We start from the raw sequence: 24,659 nt of genomic DNA, 5'->3' as shown, positions 1-24,659 counted from the left end.
TATCGCGTGACGGGGGTCACGCAACGCCGGGACTTCAGCGCGGGTCGCGCTTGTAACGCAACGATCCACGCGCCTAACCTTTCGCCGTCGGGATGGAGGCGCGGCGCGGCGGAGGCTGCCGCCTGTCGGGCCGGTCGGCAGCGGAGGGTGCGCGGGATGTCGTCGCTCAAGGCCAAGTCATCCGCACGATCCGGCAGCGCCGGCCCTGCCCCGCCCGCCGCGGCCGAGATCGTGATCGGCACCATCGCCATGATGAACGAGGCCGGCGAGGTCTTCGTCGACCATGACTTCAACCCGGCCGGCGGCCCGGTCCGGGCGGAGCTCACCGCCGCAATCGACGCCGCGGCGATCGGGCGGCGCGCCGCGCTCACCTTCCTCGGCGGCGATCCGATGCGGCCGGTCGTCATCGGCCTGCTGCGCGAGGCGCCGACGACGGAGGCGAGCCCCGCCGTCGTGGTGCAGCGCGACGAGGAACGCCTGGTCCTCTCGGCCCGGCAGGAGATCGTCCTGCAATGCGGCAAGGCGAGCATCACGCTCACCCGCGCGGGCAAGGTGCTGGTGCGCGGGGCCTATGTGTCGCTGCGGTCCTCGGGGATGCAGCGGATCACCGGCGCCTCGGTCCACATCAACTGACCGGCCGGGAGGAGGCGCGATGAAGCTCCTCAACGCCTCCGGCATGGCAGCGGGCTACACGCTCGGCCTCGACACCGATGCGAGGGAGCGGCTCGTCGTCGCGGTGAAAGGAACCTTCAGCCTGCCACGGCGCGGCGACACGGCGCCGCCGCGGCTGCTCGAGGAACAGGTGCCGCTGGCGGACGCCGACACCTTCACGGGCGAGCCTAGCCGGTCGGCGACGATCGTCGAGTGCGACTTCGTGCCGATGAAGCCGCGCTGCGACATCCTGCTGAACGGGTCGGCCTATGCGCTCGGCGGCGGCCTGGCGCAGCGCGTCGTCGTCGGGCTGCAGTTCGGCGCGATGCAGAAGGCCTTCACGGTCTGGGGTGACCGGGTCTGGGAAGCCGGTGTGACCGGTGCCTCGCCAAGCCAGCCGCGGCCGTTCACGCGGTTGCCGATCTCCTACGACAACGCCTTCGGCGGGGTGGACGATTTCTCGCCCTTCGCGGAGGAGCACCGCAGCTACCTGCCGAACCCCGTCGGGCGCGGATGGCACAGGCTGACGCAGCGCGAACTGGTCGACGGCAAGCCGGTGTCCAACACCGAGGAGCAGTCCGATCCGGTGACACGGCCGAACGGGAACCATCGGCCGATGGCGTTCGGGGCGGTGGGGCGAAACTGGCAGCATCGCATCCCACTCGCCGGCACCTATGACCAGCATTGGCAGGACAACGTCTTTCCCTTCCTGCCGCAAGATTTCGACCCAGCGTATTTCCAGTGCGCGCCGCCCGACCAGCAGGTGCAGACGCCGCGCGGCGGGGAACGCGTGCTGATCGTCGGCATGACCGAGGACGGACGGCGGGACTTCGCGCTGCCGGGCGTCGAGGTGCCGGTCGTCTTCTTCCGCCGTCGCGGGGAGCGGGCGGAGATGCAGGCGACGCTGGACACGGTGCTGTTCGAGCCGGACGCCGAGCGCTTCAGCATGGTGTGGCGGGCGAGCCTGCCGCTGGAGCGGGATATCTTCGAGATCGTTCAGATCCTGGTCGGGCGCATGTCGCGCGGCTGGTGGCGCGCGATGGAGCTCGGCAAGACCTACTATCCCTCGCTCTCGGCCGCGGTGCGGGAGAAGCGCCAAGAGGAGACCTTGGCGTGAGCGCGCCGCTTGCCGTGCTGGCCTCGGGGCTCGTCTGCGGGCTCGGGCTGACGGCGGAGGAGAGTTGCGCGGCGATCCGCTGCGGCATCAACAACTTCCAGGAGACGCGCTTCATCGGCCAGGACGGGGAGTGGCTGATCGCGAGCGAGGTGACGCTCGAGGAACCGTGGCGCGGCCATGCGAAGCTCGCGCGCATGGCGGCGCGCGCGATCGCGGAATGCCTGGCGGCGGCGGCGGAGACGGTCGCGCCGGAACGCGTGCCGGTGCTGCTCTGCGTCGCCGAGGAGCAGCGGCCCGGCCGGCTGAGCGGCCTCGACAGCCTGCTGCTGCAGGAGATCGCCGCGCTGCTCGGGCACGATCTGCATCCATCCTCCCGCGTCGTGCCGCAGGGGCGGGTGGGCGGGGCCATCGCGCTGCTGAATGCGCGGCAGTTCCTGGCGGCCGGGCATGCGCGCGTCATCGTCGCCGGCGTCGACAGCTACCTGATCGCGCAGACGCTGATGGGCTATGACGGCGAGGATCGGCTGCTGACCAAGGCGAACTCGAACGGCTTCATCCCGGGCGAGGCGGCGGGCGCGGTGCTGCTCGCCCTGCAGGACAGCGAAGGACCGCAGGCGCCGCTTCTGGTGACGGGCCTCGGCTTCGGGCGTGAGGCAGCGCATTACGGCAGCGGCAAGCCGCTGCGCGCGGAGGGCCTGGTGCAGGCGATCCGCGCCGCGCTCGCCGATGCCGGCATCGGATTGAAGGACTGCGACCATCGGATCGCGGATGTCAGTGGCGAGCAGTATCGCTTCAAGGAAGCCGCGCTCGCCATCACGCGCATCCTTCGCGACCGCAAGGTGTGGTTCGGGCTGTGGCATCCGGCGGACTGCATCGGCGAGGTGGGCGCGGCGACGCTGCCGGCAATGTTGGCGATGCTGCTGGCGGGGGCGCGGAAGGACTACCTGCCGGGACCGGTGTTCCTCGGGCACCTCGGCAATGACGACGACAAGCGCGCGAGCTTCGTCGCGCGGGCGACGACGCCGCAGACCCTCGCGCTGGAGACGCGGGCGGAGGAGACATTCGGCCAGCGGCGCCGGAGCGCGTTGGTCTGATGGCGAACGAGGTCTATGCCAACGGCCGGGAGATCGCCTGCAAGGCTGCGGCGGGCAAGACCGTCGCGGCGTTCCCGGATGTGTGCCTGTCCCCGCCATCCCCGCCAGCGGGGCCGGTGCCGCTGCCGTATCCCAACACCGCATACGCCAGCGACACGACGAACGGCAGCACGACGGTGCAGATCTCCGGAAAGGAGATCATGCTGAAGGACAAGTCGGTCTTCAAGACGAGCACTGGCAACGAGGCGGCGACGAAATCGCTCGGGATGGGTGTGGTGACCCACACCATCCAGGGCGAAGCGAGCTTCACGATGTGGTCGATGGACGTGAAGGTCGAGGGAGCGAATGTCGACCGGCACCTCGATATGACGATGCACAATGAGCAGTGCCAGCCTGCGAATACGCCGCCCTGGCCCTATGTCGACGCCATGGCGGTGGCAAACGACCCATGCGCCACGGAGAAGGCGGCGGAGCAAACCGCTTGCGGTCCGCACGGCGGCGACCGCGCCAAAGAATGCGCCGACGCGGCGTGCCAGACAGCACAAGCATGCAAGCTCGTCCCCTATGGCCGGAGTGGTTCACCGAACTGCTGCCCCGGCAAGACCGGTCATCATTTGGTCGAGGTGAATAACTTCACCGAGCCGGGGGGGCGCGAGGGTCTTGGTAACGTACTGGGCATGAGCGCAAAGAGCTTCACATCGACGATCGGCCCGGCCTTCTGGCAAGAGGGCACCTTTAGCAAGCCCATCGCCCTGCCCGGACTGGGCGACTACAATCAGGATGCTGCGCCGACAGTCTGCGCGGATACTGCTGTCGGATACACCGACCACGGCGCGATGCACGCAGTGACCGAACGCGAGAAACGCCGGTTCCGCGGCGCGCCGGTGCTGCATGTCTTCGGTAAGGACGCCTCCGGCAAGGACATCACGTCGCGGTGGACTTATAATGACGCGTCCAACGCGGGCGCGAAGGCGCTGAACACGGTGCATCCGCAATGCACCGAAAAGTGCGCCAAGGCGCAACTCGACGCCTACCACACCGGGCCGGCGAAGATGGCCAAGGACGAGCCGATACGGCTCGATGAATCCCAGCACTACCCGGAGGGTTCACGATGGCTGAGGGACAATCGGGGCTGAGCGGGCTGGCGCATTGCCATCACTCACCGGCCTGTCCGATGGCGTCCATTCCGGTTTGGAGGGATGGCTTCAATGCCGCAATTTAGGTTCCCGACAGGTGTCGCAACCCCTGGCGGCGCTCTCATCGTCGCGCAGGTCGCGACGGACGATGGCACGCGGATCCCGGGCACAATGTATGTCGATTACCGAATGGCGCCGGACCCGATGGTCTTTGGCACGGATTGGCATGCCGTCTCCATCGACGCGGGCGCCGGAGCGATTTTCGCCTTGGGCGAGAATGGCGAAGCCCTGAAGATTTCGTCTGCGGGCAATGAGTTGGAATTGATCGACCCGCCGAGTGACGGCCCACCTGACCAAGGGCCGCTTCGCGAGATTCGCGCAATTCGCGAAAGGGTGTTCGCTGTCGGCATGGGCCGGCAGGCCTATTGCCGCGACCATCTCGGACACTGGACCAGGGTTGATGCCGGGCTTCTCGACAGGTCGTCAGGCATGGCGACCGGTCTCACCTCGATCTGCGGCTCGGCGGATGGGACCCTTGCAGCGGTGGGATACCGCGGCGAGATCTGGGAGTTTACTGAACACTGGCAGCGTCTCAGCAGCCCCAGCAATCTGCTGCTGACGCACGTGACCGAGCATAACGCGATCCTCTACGCCTCAGGAATTCTTGGGCTTCTGATACGTCGCGAGAAGGCCGGCTGGGCGATTGTCGACACCGCGCCGCTCGCCCACGACATCTGGGACATCGAATCATTCGACGGCCGCCTCTATTGCGGTACGTCGAATGGCCTCTTCGTCATGGACGAGGACGGCGATCTGAGCGAAGTCGCGGCGCTTCGAGAGCTCGGCCAGTTGCAGTGCAGCAGCCTGAGCGCAGGCTTCGGAAGGCTCTGGTGCTTCGGAGGCGAAAGGGTCTCCGTAACGGAGGATGGATTGATGTGGCGGTCCATGCCCGTGTTGGATGTGCCGGAACGACGTGAGATGCCATCCGGCGGCGACGCATGATCACGGCGACTGATCCAGCGATACTCAGGGAGGGGACCATCGACCTCTGGGGGCGCCGCTGCTTTCTTGTCCGCGCGCCACATGTCCGGCTTGGCGATCTTGCGCGCATCGACGAGCGCATCACTGCCTTTCTCGAGGCTCTGACGCTCGGATGGCGCCGGCAACCCGGCGATCGCGCGTCCGAGCCGACCGAGGGATCGTCCGCAGCTGCCTTCGAAGCGGTCAGTATGGCCTTGGAGGGTGGCAACTTAGTCACTGCCGTCCTTCCCGCCGCGGTCGCCCTAGCGACAAGCGGTGCGGTAGCGGCCCTCGCCTGGTCCGACCGCGCCCCCGCCCGCGCCGCCATCGACGCCCACCTCCTCTCACCCGACCCGGTCATCCGCGCCGTTGCCATCGCCGCCATCGGCGCCCGCCGTTCCAACGTCCCCGACGACCTCCTCGCCACCTTCGCCGCCGACCCCGAACCCCTGCCCCGCGCCCGCGCCTTCCGCACCATCGGCCAGCTCGGCCGCCTCGCGCTGCTGCCGCAGCTCCTCGCAGCCCGCGCCGACCCCGATCCCGAATGCCGCTTCTGGGCCGCCTGGTCGGCCGCGCGCCTCGGCGCCACCGAACCCTTCGGCGTCCTCGCCGAGATCGCCCGCGGCACCGGCCCGCGCGCCGATGCGGCGCTAGAGATGCTGCTGCGCCGCGTGCCCATCGAACAGGGCAACGCCTGGCTCAGCGCCTATTCGCGCAACCTCCCCGACCGCCGGCGCTCCCTGGTGCGCGCGACCGGCATCCTCGGCGATCCGCTCTACATCCCGTGGCTGCTCGCCTGCATGGAGGAAGCGGACATCTCCCGCGTCGCGGGGGAGGCGGTGGCGATGATCACCGGCCTCGACATCGCCTATCTCGACATGGACCGCGACCCGCCAGAAGGCTTCGAGGCCGGCCCCAACGACGACCCCGCGGACGAGAACGTCGCCCTCGACGAGGATGAATGGCTCCCCTGGCCCGATCCGCGGAAGATCGGCGCCTGGTGGGGACGCAACGCGAAGCGCTTCCCGGCGGGCACCGCCTTCTTCCTCGGCGAGCCCAAGCAATCCGCGAACTGGCTCGGCGCGCTCAGCGACGCCTTCCAGCGGCAGCGCCTGGCCGCGGCGATGGAACTTGCAATACGCCAGCCAGGCCAGCCGATGTTCGAAGCCCGCGCCCGCGGGCGGCTGCAGCGGCAGCAACTGGCGCAGGCCATGGGCGGGGTCAGTTCTGCAGGATCTTCTGCCCCTTCATGACGACGTCGGACGACGCCTTCACGCTCACCTTCCCCGACGCATCGATCGTGATGTTCTTCCCCTTGATCGTGATGTCGCCGTTCTTCTTCATGATGATCTGAGCGCTGCCGGTCGTCAGCACGATCTCGTCCCCGGCATCGAGCTTGAAGCTCTTGCCGATGCTGACCGTGCCGTTCTTGCCCACGGTCGTGCTGCTGTTGTCGCCGACCGAGGTCGTCTGGTTCTTGCCAACCTGGGTGGACTGGTTCGAGCCGACTTCGGTGGTCTGGTTCGACCCCACGCTGATCGACTGCGACGCGCCGATCGAAATCGATTCAGTCGCGCCCACCGAATGCGACCGTGCCGCGCCGACGGTGAGCGAATCCGCGATGCCGATCGCATGTTCGCGCGACATGCCGATCGCGACGGCCTCGTTCTTCGCGACCATCTCAGTACGGTTCTGCTGGATGGTGATGGTCTCGTTCTTCACCACCGTCTCCGTGCGGTTGCCGCCAACGGTGATGGTCTCGTCGTTCTTGATGTTGGTGGTGCGGTTGCCGGTGCCCTTCAGGCCGACCTTGCGCGTCTCGTTGTTCTCGACCTCGGTGTCGAGATCCTTCTCGGCATGGACGTAGACCTGCTCGGAGCTCTTCTTGTCCTCGAGCCGGATCTCGTTCGACCCGCCGCCGCCCTTGGACGAGTTGGTCTTGATGCCCGACTGCGTCTTGTTGGCGGGCAGGGCGTAGGGGACGTTGCTCTCGGCGTTGTAGACGCGCCCGGTGATGATCGGCCGGTCGGGATCGCCTTCGAGGAAGTCGACGATCACCTCCTGGCCCATGCGCGGGATGTGGATCTGCCCCCAGCCGGCGCCGGCGATGCCCTGGGAGACACGCACCCAGCAGGATGACGTGTCGTCCTTCTTGCCGACGCGGTCCCAGTGGAACTTCACCTTCACCCGGCCGTACTTGTCGGTATGGATCTCCTCACCCGAAGGCCCCGTGACGATCGCGGTCTGCGGGCCGCGGACGAAGGGCTTGGGCGTGACGCGCGGGCTGCGGAACGGCACCTTGCGCGGCAGGCAGACGAACTCGTTCTCGTAGTGCGGCGCCACGACCTCCTCGTGCTTCAGGCGCTCGGGCGTCCAGTGGCTGCGGTCGATGCCGTGGTGGCGGATCTCGGTGACCAGCACCTCGGGTTCCTCGACATCGGCGATCTTCAGCCGCGCCCCGGCATCGAGCGCGGCGATGGTGCTGGTCCCGCGCCGAAGGTGATAAAGTGATTCCTCGTGCTCGATCTGGATGCGCGCGAAGGTGCGACCGTCCCCGGTCACGGGATAGAGGCCGGGATAGTCGTAGAGCTCGCGTTCCTTCGTCGCCTCGACATCGACCTGCGTGGGGTCCGTGACCTCGAGGCTGTTCGACGGTGTCTCGAAGTTGAAGTCGCGCATCGTCCACTTGCCCGAGCGGACCGCAAAGTCCTCGTCCAGGCTGCGCAGGCCATCGGCGCCGGGGCGTGCGTCGACGGTGAAATCGGGGAAGGCCGGCGCGACCGTCGATCCGTTCTCGTCGCCGATGACCAGCGTGTGCTTGCCGTTGGCATGTTCGTGCCAGAAGAAGATCCCGTTCTGCTCCATCAGCCGCGTGATGAAGTCGAGCGCGGATTCCCGGTACTGCACGCAGTAGTCGAGCGTCGGGTAGGAGCCCGTCGTCTTCATCTTGTAGTCGGTGATCTTATGGAGCTTGAGGATGTCCTCGATGATCGTGGTGACGGTCTTGCCCTGGAAGATCCGGCAATCGGTGGTGCGGGAGAGGAACCAGACCGCGGGCACGACCTCGCCGTACCATTCCGCCTCCTCCGCGAAGGAGGTGCCGATGCGCCGCAGGCGCCGGAAATGCCCGTTCAGCACCCGGCGCTCGAGGCCGAGCGGCCCGCCCTCGATCTCTCCCGGCAGACCGAAGGACAGAGAGACCTTGGTGCCGAGGAGCTTGCGGACCTTGTCGTCGGCCTCCGTGGTCGCGAAACGGATGTTGAAGACGAAGGGCCGCGACAGCGCGTCCTGCCCGTCCATCTCCGTCAGGACGGCGTTGTCCGCGCCGAGCTCCGTCTCGATCTTGAGCACGCGGGTGGTCTGGTCGTACGGCATCGCGCGAAGCCTCCAGCCGGCCGGGGCCGCGGCACCGGCACACGGCGCCGCCCGGCCGGGCATGGTGATCGTTGCCGAACGCTAACGCTGTGACCTGGCTTGCTCAAGCAACCGAGAAGCAGGTGGCGCCTTGGGCTCAGTCCGCGGCAGCCGCCCGGTCCGTCGCGATCAGGGAATGCCCCGTCATCGCCGCTGGCTGCGCGACGCCGAGCAGCGCGAGCAGCGTCGGCGCGATGTCCGCGAGCCGCCCATCGGCCAGGCGCGCCCCCGCCGGGCCGCCCATCAGCATCGCCGGCACCGGGTTGGTGGTGTGCGCGGTATGCGGGCCGCCGGTGGCGGGGTCCTTCATCATCTCGGCATTGCCGTGGTCGGCGGTGACGAACAACGCGCCGCCGGCCGCGCGAACCGCCTCCGCGATGCGGCCGAGGCCGGCATCCACCGCCTCGACCGCCTTCGTCGCGGCCGCGAGGCTGCCGGTGTGCCCGACCATGTCGGCATTGGCGAAGTTCAGCACGATCAGGTCGAAGGCGCCGGACCCGATCGCCGCGACGGCCCTGTCGGTCAGCTCGGGTGCGGACATCTCGGGCTGCAGGTCGTAGGTCGCGACCTTGGGGGAGGCGACGAGGATGCGCTCCTCACCCGCGAAGGGCGTCTCCTCCCCGCCGTTCAGGAAGTAGGTGACGTGCGGGTATTTCTCGGTCTCCGCCATGCGGAGCTGCTTGAGTCCCGCCTTGGCGACCACCGCGCCGAGGATGTCGTCCATCGATTGCGGCGCGAACAGCGTCGCGAGGAAGGGGTTCAGCGCCTCGCTGTACTCGGTCATGCCCGCGGCCGCGGCGAAGCGCACGACGCGCTTGCGCGGAAAGCCCGTGAAGCCCGGATCGAGGAAGGCGGCGAGGATCTGCCGCACCCGGTCGGCGCGGAAGTTGAAGCAGAGCATCCCGTCGCCGTCCTTCATCCCGGCATAGCCGCCGATGACGGTCGCGGGGATGAACTCGTCGGTCTTGCCGGCGTCGTGGGCGGCGGCGATGGCGGCCTGGGCGGTCGCGGCATGCGCGCCCTCCCCCAGCGTCATCGCGTCATAGGCCTGGCTCACGCGTTCCCAGCGATTGTCGCGGTCCATCGCGAAATAGCGGCCGATGACGGTCGCGATGGAAACGCCCGGTAGCGTCGCGACGTCGGCCTCGAACTTCGCGAGGAAATCGGGAGCGGCCTTGGGCGCGGTGTCGCGCCCGTCGGTGAGCGCATGGATCGCGACTTTCACCCCCGCGCCGGACAGCACGCGCGCCAGGGCCACCGCATGGTCCTGGTGGGCATGCACCCCGCCCGGGGAGAGCAGCCCGACCAGGTGGCAGGTGCCGCCCGACGCCTTGAGCGCCGCGACCAGCCCGGTCAGCGCGGGGAGCGATGCGATCGAGCCATCCGCGATGGCGTTGCCGATGCGCGGCAGGTCCTGCATCACCACGCGACCGGCGCCGATGTTGAGGTGCCCGACCTCGGAATTGCCCATCTGCCCGTCCGGCAGCCCGACATCGCGGCCCGAGGTACGCAGGAAGCCGTGCGGAGAGTCGGCCCAGAGCCGGTCGAAGGCGGGCGTGCGCGCCTGCAGCACGGCGTTGTCGGCGCGGTCCTCGCGCCAGCCCCAGCCGTCGAGGATGACAAGCATCACGGGGCGCGGGCGGGTGGCGGGCATGGCAGGTTCCTCAGGCTGGGCGGGGCTTAACCCCTGCCGCGCCCGGCCGGCAAGGCCAGGGGTTCATTGCGGAAACTGCTCGACATGGGTTTCGGCGGTGCGGCCCGAATAGACCGCGCGCCGGCCGGGGAAGGAGACGACGTAGCCGACGCAGCCCGCCGCCATCGCCTTGGCGCAAAAGCCGCCATAGGTGTAGCCGGGCACCTGCTGCTGCGCTTCGCGGATCGCGGCCCGCAGCGCGCCGACATCGAAGGGACCACCGATCGCCGAGGCATGGCGCGGCGCGGGCAGCACGACGCTGTCGCCATCGGGCAGGTAATAGGTCGCGGTCGAGCGCCGGTAGTCGATGGCGTAGCTCTCGAAGCCGGCTTCCATCAGGCGGCCGACGATCTGCGGAAAGCTGGCGGCGCCGGTCTCGGCATCGTCGAGGCATCGGGCGGCGATCGCCGCGAGACGTTCGTCCATGGGTCTTCTCCTAGTCGATGGCGACGGCGGTGGCCCCGAGGCGGGCCACCATGTCCTTGAGGATCCGGTCGAGCGCGGCGCGATCCGCCGGCGTGAGATGCGCGAAACAGGCCGCATCGTTGGCGTCGGCCAGGGCCGCGAGGCGCGGGACGAGCTCGCGCGCCGGCGCGGTCAGGGCGAGGGTCTGCGCCCGCCCGTCCTCCGCACTCGCCTCCCGCAGCAGGAGGCCCTTGGCGACGAGCCGGTCGGCCAGCCTGGTCACCGCGCCGCGCGTCAGGCCCATGCGGTCGGCGAGCCGGCTCGGCGCCATCGGCGCCTCGTCGAACATCACCCGCATCACGGCCCATTCCGCCACGGTCACGCCCTGGTCTGCGAGCCGCCGGGCGAAGGCCTGCGAGACATGGTTCGAGACCTGGCGCAGCCAGAAACCGAGATGGTCGGTGAGGTCGGAGACGCTGGCGGTCATGGCGGAGCCTTTGATTGACTAGGAAACTACATGATCTGGTTTCCTAGTCAATCAAATTCTCCCGCGTCAGCCGAAGATCAGCACCGGCACTCCGAACAGCCTCGCATGGGCGTGCAGCACCCCGGCCCAGAGCAGCACGCCCGCCGCCGGCGCCAGCCAGCCGATCTCCCCGGGCACGAAGCGGTTCCGCCCCGCCAGGATGGCGCCGAAGGGCAGGATCGAGGTCGCCGCGGCGAAGCCGGGCCAGGCCTCGGGGTGCCGCCGCGCCATCTTGGCGTCGATCGAGGGCATGCCGGCGAGCGCGGTGACCAGGAAGGCCCCGAAGAAGACGATCGCCGCGGTATCGCCGTTGCCGAGGATGTGCACCGCCGCCCAGAGCGCGAAGGCGCAGAGCATCGGATGCCGCGTCACCCGCTGGATGCCGCGCGGACCCCGGGCGATCAGCCCGGCGCCGCCCATCGCCGTCGGGTTGCCGATCAGCGAGCAGGCGAACAGCACGAAGCCCGGCAGCATGAGCAGCGCCAGGATCCAGCGCAGCCAGCCCGGCGCGAACCAGAGCGGCACCGTCGCCGCCCCCTGCCAGGCCGAGGCCAGCCACCCGATCGACGCGACGGAGGCGATGGAGAAGGCAACCGTGAAGCCCCCCTCCCCCAGCAGCGCGACGCCGCGGTTGCGCAGCCGCGTGCCGGACACGCCGACATGGACGAAGACCCAGACGAAGGCGGCGAGGATCAGCAGGATCATCGCGTGATCATCTGGCGGCGCGGGGCGCGCCGTCCAGGGTCACGGCCGCCAGGCGCGGTGATAGGGGTGGTTCTGGCGGATCGCCTGGGCGCGGTAGAGCTGTTCCGCCAGCATCCCGCGCACCAGGAAATGCGGCCAGGTCATCGGCCCGAGCGCGATGCGGTGCTCCGCCCGCGCGGTCACCGCGGGGTCGAGACCTTCCGCCCCGCCGATCAGGAAGCAGACGCTGCGCCCGCTTTCCTCCCAGCGGGCGAGCAGGGCGGCGAAGCGCGCGCTGTCCGGCGCCTCCCCGCCCAGGTCGAGGGCGACGGCCAGCGCATCGGCGGGCAGGGCGGCGAGCAGGGCCGCGCCCTCGCGCTTGCGCACCTCGCCCGCGGAGCCGCGGGCTTCGGGGATCTCGGCGACCTCGGGCGGCGGGCGGAGGCGCGCGGCGTAATGCGCGTAGAGCGCGGCCTCCGGCCCCGCCTTCATCCGCCCGACGGCGAGGATCCTAACCGGGCGTGGCGTTGGCCGCCCCCGGGCTCTCGGGGCCCCACATGCGCTCGATGCGGTAGAGCTCGCGCGCCTCGGGGCGGAAGAGGTGGATCACCAGGTCGCCGGCGTCGATCAGCACCCAGTCCGGGGAGGCCTGGATCGAATCCCGCTTCAGGTTCAGCCCGGCCTTGCCCAGCGCCTCATCGAGGTGCGTCGCCATGGCCTGCAGCTGCCGCTCCACCATGCCGGTCGCGATGATCAGCCGGTCCGCGTAGTCGGCGCGGCCGGTGACGTCGAGCAGCACGATGTTCTCGGCCTTGTCGTCCTCGAGGCTCTTCATCGCCGCGGCGACGAGGAGGGAGAGCCGGTCGGGCGAGAGCTTCTCCCGCTTGCGGGTCCGGGCGGGGCGGGGCGCGGCGGGCGCTGCCTTGGCCTTCGCGGCGGGCGCGGCCTTCGCCTTGGTGGCCGGAGCGGCCTTGGCCTTGGCAGAAGGGGCCGCCTTGGCCTTGGCGGCGGTCTTCGGCGCAGCCTTCGCGGCCGATTTCGCCGGTGCCTTCGTCGCGGCCTTCGGCTTGGCCGGTGCCTTCGCCGTCGCGGCCGCCTTGGTCGCGGTCGCCTTGGGCTTGGCCGCTGGCTTCGCGGCGGCCTTGGGCTTGGCGGGCGCCTTCGGCTTCGCCGCCGCCTTGGCCGCGGTCGCCTTGGGCCTGGCCGCGGCCTTCGCCGGCGCGGCGGGCTTGCGCGCAGCCGTCTTCGGCGCGGCGGCCTTGGCCTTCGCGGCCGGCGTCGCTTTCGCCTTCGCCTTTGGCGCGGCCTCGGTCTCGGTGGTCTTCGGCGTGCGGGCTATGGCCCCCTCCTCTCGCCCTGATCGTGCTGTTCCGCCCGCGCCGCCCGGATGGCGGTCGCGGAGGCGGCGTGCTCCCGGGCCGGAACCAAGCACCAAGGCGCGTGCGGCGCAAAGGATTCCGTCAGCAGCGCGCCCGGCGCGCGCCGGTTCCGCGCCAGGACATGCGCCGCGCGGCCGGCCAGCGCCTTGCGCGTCCAGCCCGGCCTCGGCAGCACCGCGATTGCCGTATCGCGCGCGATCTCCCGCCAGCGGCGCCAGCGCGGCAGCTGCACCAGGTTGTCCGCGCCGATCACCAGCACGAAACGGGCGCGCGGAAAGCGACGGCGCAACATGCGCAGCGTGTCGGCGGTGAAGCGCGTGCCGAGGTCGCGCTCGATATCGGTGGCGACGACGCGCCGCCCGTCGGCGATCCGCCGTGCCGAGGCCAACCGGTCCGCCAGCGGCGCCATGCCGGCCACCGGCTTCAGCGGATTGCCGGGCGAGACCATCAGCCAGACCTCGTCCAGCCGCAGCGCACGCCGCGCCATGTCGGCCACATGCCGGTGCCCCGCATGCGCCGGGTTGAAGGACCCGCCGAGCAGCCCGATGCGCCGCGCCCGGGAATCGCCGAACCGCGCCGGCGTCACCGCGCGTGGCACCCCGTTGGGCGATGTCTCGACGTGGGCGGCATCGGGTGGCTCCTCCGGCGCCGGAGTCTAGCGACCGCGCCGTTCAGCGGAAATCCACCCGCACCACGCCGAGGCCCGGCACCGCGAGGCGCCAGGATTCCCCCGGGCGCGGCGCGATCGGCGCCGGGGCGGCGAGCAGCGCGACATGCTCCCCGGCGCGCAGCGGCCGGCCTTCGGCCGCGAGGTCCCGCGCCAGCGCCGCCAGCAACGCGTCCGGCGGCGCGGCGAGGCCCAGCCCCGCCAGGCTCGCCACCACCGACCCATCCGCCTGCAGCACCGCATCGGTCGCGAGCGTCGCGACATCGCCGACCGGCACGGCCGTGCCCGTCACGCCAAGCCGCAGGCCGAGATTGCCCGCAATGCGCGCCTCGGTCCCCGGCGCCGGCGTGGCGGCGAGGTCGAGCAGCGCGAGGTAGGGGCTCGCCGCCTCGGCGCGCCCGCCCTCCCCGATCCGCAGCAGCACGCCTGGCGCGATGGCAGGACGGGCGCCGTAGCCGGCCTCGATCACCGCGCCGGAGTCCGCGCGCAGGTTGGCGAAGAACAGCGCGCCCTGCAGCGGCGGGGTGGCCTCCGCCGCCAGCGCGACGCCGCCGACATCGCCCCAGGGCTGGGCGAGGATCGAGACCAGCCGGGCCTGGGCGCAGCGCGCATCGGCTGCCGTCAGGTCGGGGAACGGCGTCGGCACCCGGCGTTCCAGCAGCGCCTGCGCGAAGCGGGCGACGGTCGCGGTGTCCGGGCAGGCCGCCCGCGCCGGCGCGGCGGCCAGCAGGGCGATGGCGACGAGGGCCGCGCGCCTCACGGCCGCGTCTGGCCGGTCCCGATGACGTGGTAGCGATAGGTGCAGAGCTGCTCCACGCCCACGGGACCCCGCGCATGCAGCCGGCCGGTGGCGATGCCGATCTCGGCGCCGAAGCCGAACTCGCCGCCGTCGCAGAACTGCGTCGAGGCATTCCACAGCCCGACCGCGGAATCGATGCCGTCGAGGAAGGCGCGCGCCGCAGCCTCGTCCTGCGTGATGATCGCTTCCGTGTGCTCGGACCCGAACCGGCGGATATGTGCGAGCGCCGCGTCGATCCCGTCGACCACCTTCACCGACAGGATGGCGTCGAGCCATTCGGTCGCGAAATCCTGATCGGTCGCCGCCGTCAGGCCCGGCACGATCGCCCGCGCGCGGTCATCGGCGCGGAAGTCGCAGCCGAGGGCGCGCAGGTCCTCGATCAGCAGCGGCAGCAGCGTGGGCGCGATGGCGGCGTCGATCAGCAGCGTCTCGGTCGCGCCGCAGACGCCGGTGCGGCGCATCTTGGCGTTCGCCAGGATGCTGCGCGCCATCGCCGGGTCGGCCGCGGCATGGATGTAGGTGTGGCAGAGCCCCTCGGCATGGGCGAGGACGGGCACGCGCGCTTCCTCGAGCACGCGCGTCACCAGCCCCTTGCCGCCGCGCGGCACGATCAGGTCGATCAGGCCGGAGGCGCGCAGCATCGCGCCGACGAAGGCGCGGTCGGCGGTGGGGGCGACCTGCACCGCGGCCTCGGGCAGGCCGGCGGCGCGCAGGCCCTCGACCATGCAGGCATGGATGGCGGTGGCGGAACGCAGGCTCTCCGACCCGCCGCGCAGGATCACGGCATTGCCCGACTTCAGGCAGAGTGCGGCGGCATCGGCCGTCACGTTCGGGCGGCTTTCGAAGATCATGCCGATCACGCCGAGCGGCTGGGCGACGCGGCGGATCACAAGCCCGTTGGGGCGGGTCCATTCGGACAGCACGCGGCCGACCGGATCGACGAGCGCCGCGACTTCCTCGAGGCCCTTGGCCATCGCCTCGATGCGGGCGGGCGTCAGGGTCAGCCGGTCGCGGAAGGCGGCGGTCAGGCCGGGCGCGGCCTCGAGGTCCGCGGCATTCGCGGCGAGCAGCGCCTCGGTCCGCGCGCGCAGGGCGGCGGCCGCGGCATGCAGGGCTCCGTTCTTCACCGGGGCCGGGGCGCGCGCGATCGTGCCGGCGGCCTCGCGCGCGGCGCGGGCGGCGATGTCGAGAAGGCGGGCGGCGTCCTGGGCGATGGCGTTCACGGCAATCCTGCTCCTGCCCGCAACCGGTCGCGGGCGGCATGGTGATAGGGCAAGGCTGCCGCGGAACATAGTGCGCGGGCGGGCCCGGCGCAGGGCCCTAGCGCGCGGGCAGGCGAAGGCCGGCGAAGCGGATGATCCCGTCGGGCGCGGGCTGGAAGCCCTCGATCCCCGCCCGCAGGCCCCAGAACCAGCGGTGGTGGTAGAGGATCAGGTGGGGCCGGTCGGCCATCCAGCGTTCGGCCGCCGCGTGGTACTGCGCGCGCCGCACCGCCGGATCGGTGCTGCGGCGGGCGGCGGCCAGCGCCGCGTCCACCTCGGGGCTCGCATACTTGCCCCAGTTCAGGAAGCCGTCGCTCGCCATCCAGATCGCGACATTGCCGTCCGGGTCCGGGCGCCCCGACCAGATGACGATCGCCGCGTCGTAGTCGCCGCGCTGGGTGGCGGCGACCATGGTGCTCGCCTCCAGCGTCTCGATGCGGATGTCAAAGCCGCCTTCGGCCGCCATGGCCTGGATGATCTGGGCGACCTGCGCCTCGACCGGGTTGTTCGCGACCTTGAGCGTGAAGGCGAAGCGGTCGTGGCCGGCCTGGCGCAGCAGCGCCCGCGCGCGCGCCGGGTCGCGCGGCGGCGCGGCGAGGTCGGCGAAGTGATAGGGCGTGCCCGGCGCCTCGGGCTGGTTCGACGGGACGAACAGGCCCTCGAGCGCCACCTGGTTGATCACCGCGCGGTCGATGCTGCGCTCGAAGGCCTCCCGCACGCGCGCATCGCGCAGCGCGCCGGTCGCGGTGTTGATCGAGATGGTCTGGTAGGCGATCGCCGTCGCCTCGGCGAGCTGCAGGCGCCGGTCGCGCCGCACCTCCCCGACGTCCGAGGGCGAAAGCCGCTCGATGATGTCGAGCTGCCCGGCGCGCAGGTTCAGCAGCCGCACCGTGCCGTCCGGGATGGGCAGGAAGACCAGGCGCTCGGCGTGGATGTTCGCAGCGTTCCAGTGGCCAGCGAACCGTTCCAGCTCGATGCGGTCCTGAGGGATGCGGCGGGTCAGGCGGAAGGGGCCGGAGCAGACCGGCTCGTCGCGGATGCGCTCGCCGAGGCGCGCGAGCGCTGTGGGCGACATGATCATCCCCGCGCGGTCCGACAGCACCGAGAGCAGCGGCGCATAGGGCTCCGACAGCCGGATCACCACCGTGGTCGGGTCCGGCGCCTCCACCGCGCTGACCGGGCGCAGTTCGCTGCGGCGGCGGGATTCGCGGGCGCTGCGGTAGCGCTCGAGATTGACGCGCACCGCCTCGGCATCGAGTGGCGTGCCGTCGTGGAAGCGGGCATCGCCGCGGATCGTGAGCGTCAGCGACAGCCCGTCCGGCGCCCATGCCCAGCGCGTCGCGAGTTCCGGCCGGAAGGCGAGGTCCGGCCCCACATCGAGCAGCTTGTCGCACAGCGCCGAGAAGACCGTCCGTTCGACAAAGGACCCGCTGACGGCGGGGTCGAGCACGTTGGGGTCGGAGCTGATGCCGACGCGCAGCGTCTGCGCGGCGGCAGGCATCGCCAGGAGGGCAGCGACGGCGAGGGCGGCGATGCGGCGCATGGGCGGGTTCCTTCGCGGCGCGCCAATGCTGGTCCGCGCGCCGCATGGGCGCAAGGCGCCCTTCAGCGAGCGGCGCCGGCGCCCCTGCGCGCCGCCAGCGCGCGACCGACGATCACGAGCGCCGCCCAGGCGACCCAGCCCGCGCCGAGCACGATCATCGCCTCCTGCACATCCGCCCACCGCGCCCCGGCGAGCGACGGCAGCGCACCGTTCGGGCCGGCGCCGCGCGCCAGCACCGCGATGGGCAGGGTGACGACCAGGATGACGCCGAGGATCACGATGCCGATCGGCGTCCGTCGGTCCGAGCCTCCGATCGTGACCATCAACGAGGGCACGGCGGCAAATCCGATCGCAAGGAACATCACGCCGGCATCGACCTCGGCATGCCGCAGCGCGAGCGCCAGGAGGGAGGGCAGCGTCAATGCGACGATGCCCTGCAGGATCGCCCGGCTCACCGGAAGCGACCCGTTCGGGGGCGGCCCCTCCATGAACGGATCGAGCCGCGCCGCGATCCAGGGATGGCGGGACAGGATCACCAGCGCCAGGCAGAGCAGCGCCGCCGCGAAGAGCCACAGCAAGGGCCCCGCGGCGTCGAGCCTGGCCCAGCGCGGATCCGCCACCCAGCGTCCGACGACCATGTGCGGTGCCCCTGTCCATCCGGCCTGAGCCAGCGCCTGCTGCACGGCATGATCCCGCAGCGGGTCGGGCAGGAGCCGCAGGACGCCGCGCCCCGCATCCCAGGGCGCCGGCGTGACCGCGTGGACCACGCCATCCGGCCCGTGGTCGAGCACCGCGACCACCGGCACCGGCTGCGCCGGCGTCCAGTCCGGACCGACCACCGGCACCACCGTGAAGCGGCCCCGCAGCGTCATGGTGCCGCGGGAAGACCCGCGCAGGGCCGTCCGCGGCAGGGTGATGCTGGCCTGGACATCCCGCGCCAGATCGGCGCGCGGCGCGGCGCGGGGCAGCAGGAAGCCGGCGGCGGCCGGATGGGACGGCGCCGCCGCGGCGTCGAGGCTTGGCACGCTGCCGAAGATGCGCGCCTCGTGCAGGGAGAGCGAGACGAAGGCCGCGCCGATCACGATGCACATGGCGTAGCCGATGCGCAGCACGCCCTCGCCGGCACAGAAGAAGGCCACGCCGGTCGCGGGCAGCAGCGAGAGAAGGAAGACGACGAACAGCGACGTCGAGCCCTCGCCCAGGACCGGCAGCAGGATGGCGTGCAGAAGGATCGGCAGCGCGATGCCGGCGGCGCCGAGCAGCAGGGTTCGGGCGATCCGGACCGGCCGCGCGCCTTCCGGCGGGTCACCGGTCTCCTCGGGACGGCGGCGGCGGTCCGGTCTCATGGCATGTCGAATACGCCGGCCTCACCCATGCCGCCACTGGCGAACGGGGTCGCGACCTCGGTCATGCCGGCGCGGGGTGCATCCGCCATCCTCCAGGCCGGGCGTGTCACGCCGATGCTCCTGATGGTCATGGCCGGGACGTGCGGGGAAGGATGCGCCCATCCCGGAAGCATCGAACAGGGCGACCCTGGCCCCCCTTTCGGCAGGGGGCTGCGGTTCCACGCGACGGGGCCGTCCTACTCGATGCGGATGCCGCTCTCGCGGATGATCGGCTCCCATTTCGCCCGCTCCGCCTCCCAGGCGGCGGCGAACTGGGCCGGCGTGGTCGGCATGGGCTCGAGGCCGTTGCGGTTCAGCGTCGCGGTCACCTCGGCGTCCTCGAGTGCGACGCGCATCGCGGCGTTCAGCCGCGCGATCGCCGGTTCGGGCGTGCCGCGCGGGACCACGACGGCATACCACCCGGGCACGTCGAAGCCAGGCACGCCGGATTCCGCGACGGTCGGGACCTCCGGCAGCAGGCGCGAGCGCTGGATGGTCGGGACGGCAAGCGCGCGCAGCCGGCCCGACTGCACATGGGGCAGCACGGACGGCGCGGTGGCGAAGGAGAAATCGATGCGCCCCGAAAGCAGGTCCGTCGCGATCAGCGCGCCACCGCGGTAGTGCACCGGCACCGTCTCGATTCCCGCCATGCGGTCGAACAGCACGCCCGCGAGGTGCGGGCTGCCGGCGATGCCGCTGGTGCCGTAGGACAGGCGCCCGGGCGCGGCCTTGGCCGCCGCGATCAGCTCCGCCGTGCTGCGCCAGGGCCGGTCGGCCGGCACCACCAGGATGTTGAACAGGTCGACCGCGATCGAGACCGGCGCGAGGTCGCGCTGCGGATCGAAGGCGAGGCGCATCACCATCGGGCTGACCACCAGCGCGCCGAGCGTCGCGAGCAGCATGGTGTGCCCGTCGGCCGGGCTGCGGGCGGCGGCCTCGGTCGCGATGTTGGACCCGGCGCCGGGGCGGTTGTCGACGATGACCGGCTGGCCGAGCGCATCGCCCATCTTCGGGGTGAAGCTGCGCGCCGAGATGTCGACCGCGCCGCCGGGGGTGAAGCCCACCAGCATGCGCAGCGGCCGATTGGGGAAGGCGTCCTGCGCGAGCGCGGGGCGGGCGAGCGGCAGGGTGGCGGCGGCGATCAGCGCGCGGCGCGGCAGGCGAAGGGTCATGGCGTTCCGTCCCGGTTTCGCCCTGTGTCGCACGGGGCCAGGCGGGGACGGAAGATCAGAGCAGCACGAGGTCGTCGCGGTGGATGATCTCGTCGCGGCCGCGCCAGCCGAGGATGGCTTCGAGTTCCTCGCTGCGATGCCCCGCGATGCGCCGCGCCGCTTCCGCATCATAGGCCGAGAGGCCGCGGGCGAGTTCGTGTCCCGCCTCGTCGCGCACGCTGAGCGGGTCGCCGCGCTCGAAACTGCCTTCCACGGCGCGCACGCCGGCCGGCAGCAGGGAGGAACCGCGCGACAGCGCCCGCGCCGCGCCCGCATCGACCGTGAGCACGCCAAGCGGGGCGATGCTGCCAGCGATCCAGCGCTTGCGCGCGGTGCGGCCCTCGGGCGCCGGCAGGAACCAGGTGCAGCGCGCGCCATCGAGCATGGCCGACAGCGGATTGTCCCGCTTGCCCAGCGCGATCGCCATGGCGCAGCCCGCCCCGGTCGCGATGCGCGCGGCGATCAGCTTGGTGCGCATCCCGCCCGAGGAGTAGCCGGGCGGCGGCTCGCCCCCCATGGCCATGATCTCGTCGGTCAGGCGCTCGACCACCGGCAGGTGGGCGGCGGCAGGATCCTTGCGCGGATCGGCGGTGTAGAGGCCGTCGATGTCCGACAGCAGCACCAGCGCATCGGCGCTGATCATCTCCGCGACGCGCGCGGCGAGGCGATCGTTGTCGCCGAAGCGGATCTCGGCGGTGGCGACGGTGTCGTTCTCGTTGATGACGGGCACGCAGCCGAGGCCGAGCAGCGTCGCGATGGTCGCACGCGCGTTGAGGTAGCGGCGGCGGTCCTCGGAATCCTCGAGCGTCAGCAGCAGCTGCGCGGCGTTCATGCCGTGCGCCGACAGCGCTTCCTGCCAGGCGCCCGCGAGGCGGATCTGCCCCACCGCGGCCGCGGCCTGCTTCTCCTCGAGCCGCAGCTTGCGTCGCGTCAGCCCCAGCGCGCGGCGCGCGAGCGCGATGGCGCCGGAGGAGACCAGCACGACCTCCTTGCCCTGGGCGCGCAGCGCGGCGACGTCGGCCGCGACGGAGGCCAGCCAGCCGCTGTGCGGCGTGGCCGTCTTCTCGTCCACCACCAGGGCGGAGCCGATCTTGACGACGATGCGCTTCGCGCTGGCGAGGGTGGTCTCGGACATGGCCGCCGGCTGTTAGCATGCGGGACGCCCGGCCTGAAGGCGGGACGGCCGGGCACGACATGCCGCTTGCCTCCGCCGCCCCGCAGCCTATCGTCGCGCCTCCTGAACGAATGAGGAGTGGCCCCATGGCCGACCTGGTGATCGTCGCCTATCCCGACGAAGCGACCGCCGAAGCCGCCCGCGCCAAGCTGCTGGAATTGCAGAAGGAATACCTGATCGAGATCGGCGATGCGGTGGTCGCGATCCGCCGGCCCGACGGGACCGTGAAGCTGAACCAGCTGATCAACACCACGGCTGCGGGCGCCGCCGGCGGGGCGATGTGGGGCACGCTGATCGGGCTGCTGTTCCTCAACCCGCTGCTGGGTGCTGCGGCCGGCGCCGGTGCTGGCGCGCTGTCGGGCTACCTCACCGACGTCGGGATCGACGACAAGTTCCTCAAGCAGGCTGCCGAGGCGCTGACGCCGGGCCAGGCGGCGCTCTGCGTCCTCGTCCGCAAGGTCACCGCCGACAAGGTGCTGCCGGCCATGGCGCATTTCGGCGGCACCGTGCTCCGCACCAACCTGACGTCGGAGCAGGAGCAGAAGCTCAGGGATGCGCTGAAGGCGGGCTGAGTTCCGCGCGCGCCTCGCGCGCCGCACGTATCACGGGGAAGAGGGCGCGCAGGACTTCCGGCACCCCTTCCCCGGTCGCGCCGCTGATCACCAGCACCTTGTGGCCGCAGGCGCGTTCGAGCGCCTTGATGCGCGACGCCTTGGCCTGCGGCGTCATGGCGTCGACCTTGTTGAGCGCCACGATCTCCGGCTTGTCCGTCAGGCCGTGGCCGTAGCCTTCCAGTTCCTCGCGAATCGTCCGGTAGGCCCCGGCGGGGTCCGCCTGGGTGCCGTCGATCAGGTGCAGCAGCACCGCGCAGCGTTCGATGTGGCCGAGGAAGCGGTCGCCGAGTCCGGCACCTTCGTGTGCGCCCTCGATCAGGCCGGGAATGTCCGCCAGCACGAATTCCTCGGTCGCGTTCAGCCGCACCACGCCGAGCTGCGGATGCAGCGTCGTGAAGGGATAGTCGGCGATCTTGGGCCGCGCAGCCGACACTGCGGCGAGGAAGGTCGACTTGCCAGCATTGGGCAGGCCGACCAGGCCGGCATCGGCGATCAGCTTCAGGCGGAGCCAGATCCAGCGCTCCTCGCCCGGCCAGCCCTTGTCGGCGCGGCGGGGGGCACGGTTGGTGCTGGTCTTGAAGTGGGCATTGCCGTGGCCGCCATCGCCGCCCTTCGCGATGACCACGCGCTTGCCGGGCGCATCGAGGTCGGCGATCAGGGTCTCGCGGTCCTCGGCGAGGATCTGGGTACCGACCGGCACCTTCAGCACCACGTCGTCGGACCCGGCGCCGGTGCGGTCAGACCCTGCTCCGTTGCCGCCCTTGCGCGCCTTGAAATGCTGGGCGTAGCGGTAGTCGATGAGGGTGTTGAGACCCTCCACCGCCTCGGCGATCACATTGCCGCCCTTGCCGCCATTGCCGCCGTCGGGGCCGCCGAACTCGATGAACTTCTCGCGCCGGAAGGCGATGACGCCATCGCCGCCGTCGCCCGCCTTCACCCACACCTTGGCTTCGTCGAGGAATTTCATCGTTCTGGGGACCTGAAACGCAAACGGGGGCCTTGCGGCCCCCGCTGACACGACGGCTTGAGGCCGGCGCTTATTCGGCGGCCAGCGCCTCGGGGACGACGGTCACGTGCACGCGGCCTTCCGCCTTGCGCACGAACTTCACGCGGCCGGTGACGGAGGCGTGCAGGCTGTGCTGGCGGCCGGCATAGACGTTGTCACCCGGGATCATCTTCGTGCCGCGCTGGGTCACGATGACGGAACCGGCGTTCACGGTCTGGCCGCCGAACAGCTTCACGCCAAGGCGCTTGCCTGCGGAGTCGCGCCCGTTGCGAGACGAGCCGCCTGCCTTCTTGTGAGCCATGGTGGGGTGCTCCTTACGCCGCGGTGATGGCGGCGATCTTCAGCACCGTCTGGTGCTGGCGATGGCCGTTCTTGCGCCGGCTGTTCTGACGACGGCGCTTCTTGAAGATGATGACCTTGTCGCCACGCGACTGCTCGACGACCGTCGCGGTGACGGAGGCGCCCGGGACGGTCGGCGCGCCGACGGTCAGGCCGGCCTCGCCGCCCACCAGGAGGACGTCGTGGAAGGTCACGGTCGAGCCGGGCTCGGCCTCGAGCTTCTCGACGGTGAGCACGGCGTCGGGGGTGACGCGGTACTGCTTGCCGCCGGTGCGGATCACTGCGTAGGTCATGGGTCGCCCCGGGACTCTCTAACTGTGTGGTTTCCGGGCTTTCGCCCAAAAACAAAGGCCGGCGGCACCGAGGCGCCGCCGTGGGAGCGGGGCGTATAGCGCCGGGCTGGGTGGCGCGTCAACGGCCAGGGGGCGTTGCGCGCGGCCGAGGGTCCGACTATACGGCGGGTCCCCTCGACCGGGGGCCTTCGGGCCGGCGCCAGCCGGCCCCGTGCGGAGAGGTGCCGGAGCGGTCGAACGGGTCGGTCTCGAAAACCGAAGTACGGGCAACTGTACCGTGGGTTCGAATCCCACCCTCTCCGCCATTTTTTCCGAAATTTCAATGCATTGGACCGACCCGGCGGCTGAAAGCCACGAAGGCGTCCTCATGTCTGCAGTGCGCCGGGCGCGCAGCCAGGGACTCACGCACCGGCAGCCGATGAACCCACCGGATGTGGCATCGGGCTTTGCTCGTTGATTGGGTCGCCGAACGACGGGCAGATTCCTATCACCCCACGAAGGATCGTTCCGTGCGCCTCCGGACACTTGCCGTCGCCTCGGCCGTCCAACTCGCTGCCTGCAGCTTCGGAGGTGACGGGGAAGTCAGAGGCCTGCGCACGCGCCTGAACGCTATCGATCGTGGCATGTCGGCCGCCCAGGTCCGCCAGATCCTCGGCCCGCCCGGCGATCGTTCCTTCCGGGACCAGAGTGAAGCCTGGCAGTTCTGCGAGACCGGCATGCGCCAGGACACCTACGGCACCGTTTGGTTCCAGGATGGGGTCGTCTTTGGCGTCACCACGATGAACCGCGCGCTTGTCCGTGGCTCCTGTAGCCAGGCATTCCCGGCGATCGATTGGGGTCAGAGACCGGCTGGCTTGGTCATTGAGCACCGGGGACGGTGAGAGGTCTCAGGCGCCAGCCTCACCCGTTGCTGATGCCATTCCGAAGCCCTGCCAGCCCCGCCGCGGGCCGCGCAGCGAAGGCGAGGTCCTGAGCCGTCGATGCGCGTGTCCACGGCCCCTCCCCAACCCGTCGATCAGCCAGCCATGCCGCACCGGAACTCCGACTCGGATTGAATGACCAAGACCCGCGGGGGGTCCCGTGCCGCGGATGCAATCCGATGCGCGGCAGGATTCGGCGCCGCGCGATGGACCGGGCATGCCCGGATCGGTATCGACACGGAATGCTGCGGACTGTTATCGAGGAACGCAGATGCCGGCCGTCCCTGGACCTGTCAGCGCAAACCGCCCGCGCAGCCCGGCTGTGCC

Annotated in this window: 25 protein-coding genes and 1 tRNA gene; 9 read left to right on the top strand and 17 right to left on the bottom strand. The window is 71.0% G+C overall.

The features are described 5' to 3' along the window. The first annotated feature begins 156 nt into the window (after positions 1 to 156). The 6 genes from GWK15_RS08325 (at position 157) to GWK15_RS08300 (ending at position 6,271) form a co-directional block, all read left to right on the top strand. Positions 157 to 633, top strand: coding sequence for a DUF6484 domain-containing protein (locus tag GWK15_RS08325; protein ID WP_168040826.1), 477 nt, complete (start codon positions 157 to 159; stop codon positions 631 to 633). A gap of 19 nt (positions 634 to 652) precedes the next feature. Then, positions 653 to 1,768, top strand: coding sequence for a DUF2169 family type VI secretion system accessory protein (locus tag GWK15_RS08320; protein WP_168040825.1), 1,116 nt, complete (start codon positions 653 to 655; stop codon positions 1,766 to 1,768). After that, entirely contained in the window at positions 1,765 to 2,862 is a 1,098-nt protein-coding gene (locus tag GWK15_RS08315; protein ID WP_168040824.1) for a hypothetical protein, read from the top strand. The genes GWK15_RS08320 and GWK15_RS08315 overlap by 4 nt, the downstream gene beginning before the upstream one ends. Then, complete coding sequence (locus tag GWK15_RS08310; RefSeq protein WP_168040823.1) at positions 2,862 to 3,998, top strand: PAAR-like domain-containing protein; 1,137 nt, start codon at positions 2,862 to 2,864, stop codon at positions 3,996 to 3,998. Before GWK15_RS08315 ends, GWK15_RS08310 begins: the two co-directional genes overlap by 1 nt. A 171-nt stretch (positions 3,999 to 4,169) precedes the next feature. Next, entirely contained in the window at positions 4,170 to 5,000 is an 831-nt protein-coding gene (locus tag GWK15_RS08305; protein ID WP_168040822.1) for a hypothetical protein, read from the top strand. Next, positions 4,997 to 6,271 (top strand): TIGR02270 family protein, encoded by a 1,275-nt coding sequence (locus tag GWK15_RS08300; protein WP_168040821.1) that lies wholly within the window; start codon positions 4,997 to 4,999, stop codon positions 6,269 to 6,271. The genes GWK15_RS08305 and GWK15_RS08300 overlap by 4 nt, the downstream gene beginning before the upstream one ends. Here GWK15_RS08300 and GWK15_RS08295 read toward each other — a convergent pair. The 14 genes from GWK15_RS08295 to proB all read right to left on the bottom strand — a co-directional run bounded on the left by GWK15_RS08295 (position 6,240) and on the right by proB (position 21,121). After that, the gene (locus tag GWK15_RS08295) at positions 6,240 to 8,393 is read right to left on the bottom strand and encodes a type VI secretion system Vgr family protein (protein ID WP_168040820.1); all 2,154 of its coding nucleotides are present in this window, start codon (positions 8,391 to 8,393) and stop codon (positions 6,240 to 6,242) included. The two genes, GWK15_RS08300 and GWK15_RS08295, sit on opposite strands and share 32 nt — an antisense overlap. Before the next feature lie 136 nt (positions 8,394 to 8,529). Beyond that, positions 8,530 to 10,086 carry a 2,3-bisphosphoglycerate-independent phosphoglycerate mutase gene (gene gpmI / locus GWK15_RS08290; RefSeq protein ID WP_168040819.1) on the bottom strand — a complete coding sequence of 519 codons (1,557 nt, stop codon included), beginning with the start codon at positions 10,084 to 10,086 and terminating at the stop codon, positions 8,530 to 8,532. Positions 10,087 to 10,149: 63 nt separating this feature from the next. Further along, positions 10,150 to 10,551, bottom strand: coding sequence for a DUF1398 domain-containing protein (locus GWK15_RS08285; protein ID WP_168040818.1), 402 nt, complete (start codon positions 10,549 to 10,551; stop codon positions 10,150 to 10,152). A gap of 10 nt (positions 10,552 to 10,561) precedes the next feature. After that, complete coding sequence (locus GWK15_RS08280) at positions 10,562 to 11,017, bottom strand: MarR family winged helix-turn-helix transcriptional regulator (RefSeq protein WP_168040817.1); 456 nt, start codon at positions 11,015 to 11,017, stop codon at positions 10,562 to 10,564. A gap of 66 nt (positions 11,018 to 11,083) precedes the next feature. Beyond that, positions 11,084 to 11,761: an NnrU family protein gene (locus tag GWK15_RS08275; protein WP_168040816.1), complete on the bottom strand. Its 678-nt coding sequence runs from the start codon at positions 11,759 to 11,761 to the stop codon at positions 11,084 to 11,086. Positions 11,762 to 11,800: 39 nt separating this feature from the next. Beyond that, positions 11,801 to 12,232: a 23S rRNA (pseudouridine(1915)-N(3))-methyltransferase RlmH gene (locus GWK15_RS08270; RefSeq protein WP_168040815.1), complete on the bottom strand. Its 432-nt coding sequence runs from the start codon at positions 12,230 to 12,232 to the stop codon at positions 11,801 to 11,803. Between the two features lie 19 nt (positions 12,233 to 12,251). Continuing rightward, positions 12,252 to 13,172, bottom strand: coding sequence for a ribosome silencing factor (rsfS, locus tag GWK15_RS26550; RefSeq protein WP_338147213.1), 921 nt, complete (start codon positions 13,170 to 13,172; stop codon positions 12,252 to 12,254). Continuing rightward, the gene (locus tag GWK15_RS08260) at positions 13,076 to 13,717 is read right to left on the bottom strand and encodes a nicotinate-nucleotide adenylyltransferase (protein ID WP_168040814.1); all 642 of its coding nucleotides are present in this window, start codon (positions 13,715 to 13,717) and stop codon (positions 13,076 to 13,078) included. The genes rsfS and GWK15_RS08260 overlap by 97 nt, the downstream gene beginning before the upstream one ends. A gap of 73 nt (positions 13,718 to 13,790) precedes the next feature. After that, a complete protein-coding gene (locus GWK15_RS08255) occupies positions 13,791 to 14,546 on the bottom strand; it encodes a hypothetical protein (RefSeq protein ID WP_168040813.1) in 756 nt (251 codons plus the stop codon). Continuing rightward, on the bottom strand, positions 14,543 to 15,808 hold the full coding sequence (locus GWK15_RS08250) for a glutamate-5-semialdehyde dehydrogenase (RefSeq protein WP_408891876.1): 1,266 nt from the start codon (positions 15,806 to 15,808) through the stop codon (positions 14,543 to 14,545). The genes GWK15_RS08255 and GWK15_RS08250 overlap by 4 nt, the downstream gene beginning before the upstream one ends. A gap of 97 nt (positions 15,809 to 15,905) precedes the next feature. Further along, complete coding sequence (locus GWK15_RS08245; RefSeq protein WP_168040811.1) at positions 15,906 to 17,390, bottom strand: ABC transporter substrate-binding protein; 1,485 nt, start codon at positions 17,388 to 17,390, stop codon at positions 15,906 to 15,908. A gap of 62 nt (positions 17,391 to 17,452) precedes the next feature. Beyond that, the gene (locus GWK15_RS08240) at positions 17,453 to 18,736 is read right to left on the bottom strand and encodes a hypothetical protein (RefSeq protein WP_168040810.1); all 1,284 of its coding nucleotides are present in this window, start codon (positions 18,734 to 18,736) and stop codon (positions 17,453 to 17,455) included. A gap of 236 nt (positions 18,737 to 18,972) precedes the next feature. After that, positions 18,973 to 19,947 carry a Bug family tripartite tricarboxylate transporter substrate binding protein gene (locus tag GWK15_RS08235; protein WP_168040809.1) on the bottom strand — a complete coding sequence of 325 codons (975 nt, stop codon included), beginning with the start codon at positions 19,945 to 19,947 and terminating at the stop codon, positions 18,973 to 18,975. A 55-nt stretch (positions 19,948 to 20,002) separates the two neighbouring features. Beyond that, entirely contained in the window at positions 20,003 to 21,121 is a 1,119-nt protein-coding gene (gene proB, locus GWK15_RS08230; protein ID WP_168040808.1) for a glutamate 5-kinase, read from the bottom strand. Between the two features lie 125 nt (positions 21,122 to 21,246). Here proB and GWK15_RS08225 point away from each other — a divergent pair, with 125 nt between their 5' ends. After that, positions 21,247 to 21,732 (top strand): DUF1269 domain-containing protein, encoded by a 486-nt coding sequence (locus GWK15_RS08225; protein WP_168040807.1) that lies wholly within the window; start codon positions 21,247 to 21,249, stop codon positions 21,730 to 21,732. On the opposite strand, the gene obgE is transcribed toward GWK15_RS08225, so the two are convergent. The 3 genes from obgE to rplU form a co-directional block, all read right to left on the bottom strand. Beyond that, positions 21,707 to 22,741, bottom strand: a complete 1,035-nt coding sequence (gene obgE / locus GWK15_RS08220) for a GTPase ObgE (RefSeq protein ID WP_168040806.1) — start codon at positions 22,739 to 22,741, stop codon at positions 21,707 to 21,709. The two genes, GWK15_RS08225 and obgE, sit on opposite strands and share 26 nt — an antisense overlap. A 70-nt stretch (positions 22,742 to 22,811) precedes the next feature. Then, positions 22,812 to 23,081, bottom strand: a complete 270-nt coding sequence (rpmA, locus tag GWK15_RS08215) for a 50S ribosomal protein L27 (protein WP_168040805.1) — start codon at positions 23,079 to 23,081, stop codon at positions 22,812 to 22,814. Positions 23,082 to 23,094: 13 nt separating this feature from the next. Next, on the bottom strand, positions 23,095 to 23,412 hold the full coding sequence (gene rplU / locus GWK15_RS08210) for a 50S ribosomal protein L21 (protein WP_168040804.1): 318 nt from the start codon (positions 23,410 to 23,412) through the stop codon (positions 23,095 to 23,097). A gap of 215 nt (positions 23,413 to 23,627) precedes the next feature. Here rplU and GWK15_RS08205 point away from each other — a divergent pair. Then, positions 23,628 to 23,717 (top strand) — tRNA-Ser (locus GWK15_RS08205). Between the two features lie 318 nt (positions 23,718 to 24,035). Beyond that, complete coding sequence (locus tag GWK15_RS08200; RefSeq protein ID WP_168040803.1) at positions 24,036 to 24,293, top strand: hypothetical protein; 258 nt, start codon at positions 24,036 to 24,038, stop codon at positions 24,291 to 24,293. Positions 24,294 to 24,659 lie beyond the last annotated feature (366 nt).

The organism is Neoroseomonas oryzicola, from assembly GCF_012163135.1.
Classification (GTDB): domain Bacteria; phylum Pseudomonadota; class Alphaproteobacteria; order Acetobacterales; family Acetobacteraceae; genus Neoroseomonas; species Neoroseomonas oryzicola.
The sequence above is the reverse complement of the archived record's forward strand: the minus strand, read 5'-3'. Positions and strand labels throughout refer to the sequence as shown.

What these genes read in the sequence shown, in the direction of transcription:
- GWK15_RS08295 (WP_168040820.1), bottom strand. Translation starts at nt 8,393, where the DNA reads ATGCCGTACGACCAGACCACCCGCGTGCTCAAGATCGAGACGGAGCTC.
- GWK15_RS08240 (WP_168040810.1), bottom strand. Translation starts at nt 18,736, where the DNA reads ATGAGACCGGACCGCCGCCGCCGTCCCGAGGAGACCGGTGACCCGCCG.
- proB (WP_168040808.1), bottom strand. Translation starts at nt 21,121, where the DNA reads ATGTCCGAGACCACCCTCGCCAGCGCGAAGCGCATCGTCGTCAAGATC.
- GWK15_RS08200 (WP_168040803.1), top strand. Translation starts at nt 24,036, where the DNA reads ATGTCGGCCGCCCAGGTCCGCCAGATCCTCGGCCCGCCCGGCGATCGT.
- GWK15_RS08325 (WP_168040826.1), top strand. Translation starts at nt 157, where the DNA reads ATGTCGTCGCTCAAGGCCAAGTCATCCGCACGATCCGGCAGCGCCGGC.
- GWK15_RS08320 (WP_168040825.1), top strand. Translation starts at nt 653, where the DNA reads ATGAAGCTCCTCAACGCCTCCGGCATGGCAGCGGGCTACACGCTCGGC.
- rpmA (WP_168040805.1), bottom strand. Translation starts at nt 23,081, where the DNA reads ATGGCTCACAAGAAGGCAGGCGGCTCGTCTCGCAACGGGCGCGACTCC.
- GWK15_RS08310 (WP_168040823.1), top strand. Translation starts at nt 2,862, where the DNA reads ATGGCGAACGAGGTCTATGCCAACGGCCGGGAGATCGCCTGCAAGGCT.
- GWK15_RS08275 (WP_168040816.1), bottom strand. Translation starts at nt 11,761, where the DNA reads ATGATCCTGCTGATCCTCGCCGCCTTCGTCTGGGTCTTCGTCCATGTC.
- GWK15_RS08235 (WP_168040809.1), bottom strand. Translation starts at nt 19,947, where the DNA reads ATGACCCTTCGCCTGCCGCGCCGCGCGCTGATCGCCGCCGCCACCCTG.
- GWK15_RS08285 (WP_168040818.1), bottom strand. Translation starts at nt 10,551, where the DNA reads ATGGACGAACGTCTCGCGGCGATCGCCGCCCGATGCCTCGACGATGCC.
- GWK15_RS08280 (WP_168040817.1), bottom strand. Translation starts at nt 11,017, where the DNA reads ATGACCGCCAGCGTCTCCGACCTCACCGACCATCTCGGTTTCTGGCTG.
- GWK15_RS08245 (WP_168040811.1), bottom strand. Translation starts at nt 17,390, where the DNA reads ATGCGCCGCATCGCCGCCCTCGCCGTCGCTGCCCTCCTGGCGATGCCT.
- rplU (WP_168040804.1), bottom strand. Translation starts at nt 23,412, where the DNA reads ATGACCTACGCAGTGATCCGCACCGGCGGCAAGCAGTACCGCGTCACC.
- obgE (WP_168040806.1), bottom strand. Translation starts at nt 22,741, where the DNA reads ATGAAATTCCTCGACGAAGCCAAGGTGTGGGTGAAGGCGGGCGACGGC.
- GWK15_RS08305 (WP_168040822.1), top strand. Translation starts at nt 4,170, where the DNA reads ATGTATGTCGATTACCGAATGGCGCCGGACCCGATGGTCTTTGGCACG.
- GWK15_RS08270 (WP_168040815.1), bottom strand. Translation starts at nt 12,232, where the DNA reads ATGAAGGCGGGGCCGGAGGCCGCGCTCTACGCGCATTACGCCGCGCGC.
- gpmI (WP_168040819.1), bottom strand. Translation starts at nt 10,086, where the DNA reads ATGCCCGCCACCCGCCCGCGCCCCGTGATGCTTGTCATCCTCGACGGC.
- GWK15_RS08300 (WP_168040821.1), top strand. Translation starts at nt 4,997, where the DNA reads ATGATCACGGCGACTGATCCAGCGATACTCAGGGAGGGGACCATCGAC.
- GWK15_RS08225 (WP_168040807.1), top strand. Translation starts at nt 21,247, where the DNA reads ATGGCCGACCTGGTGATCGTCGCCTATCCCGACGAAGCGACCGCCGAA.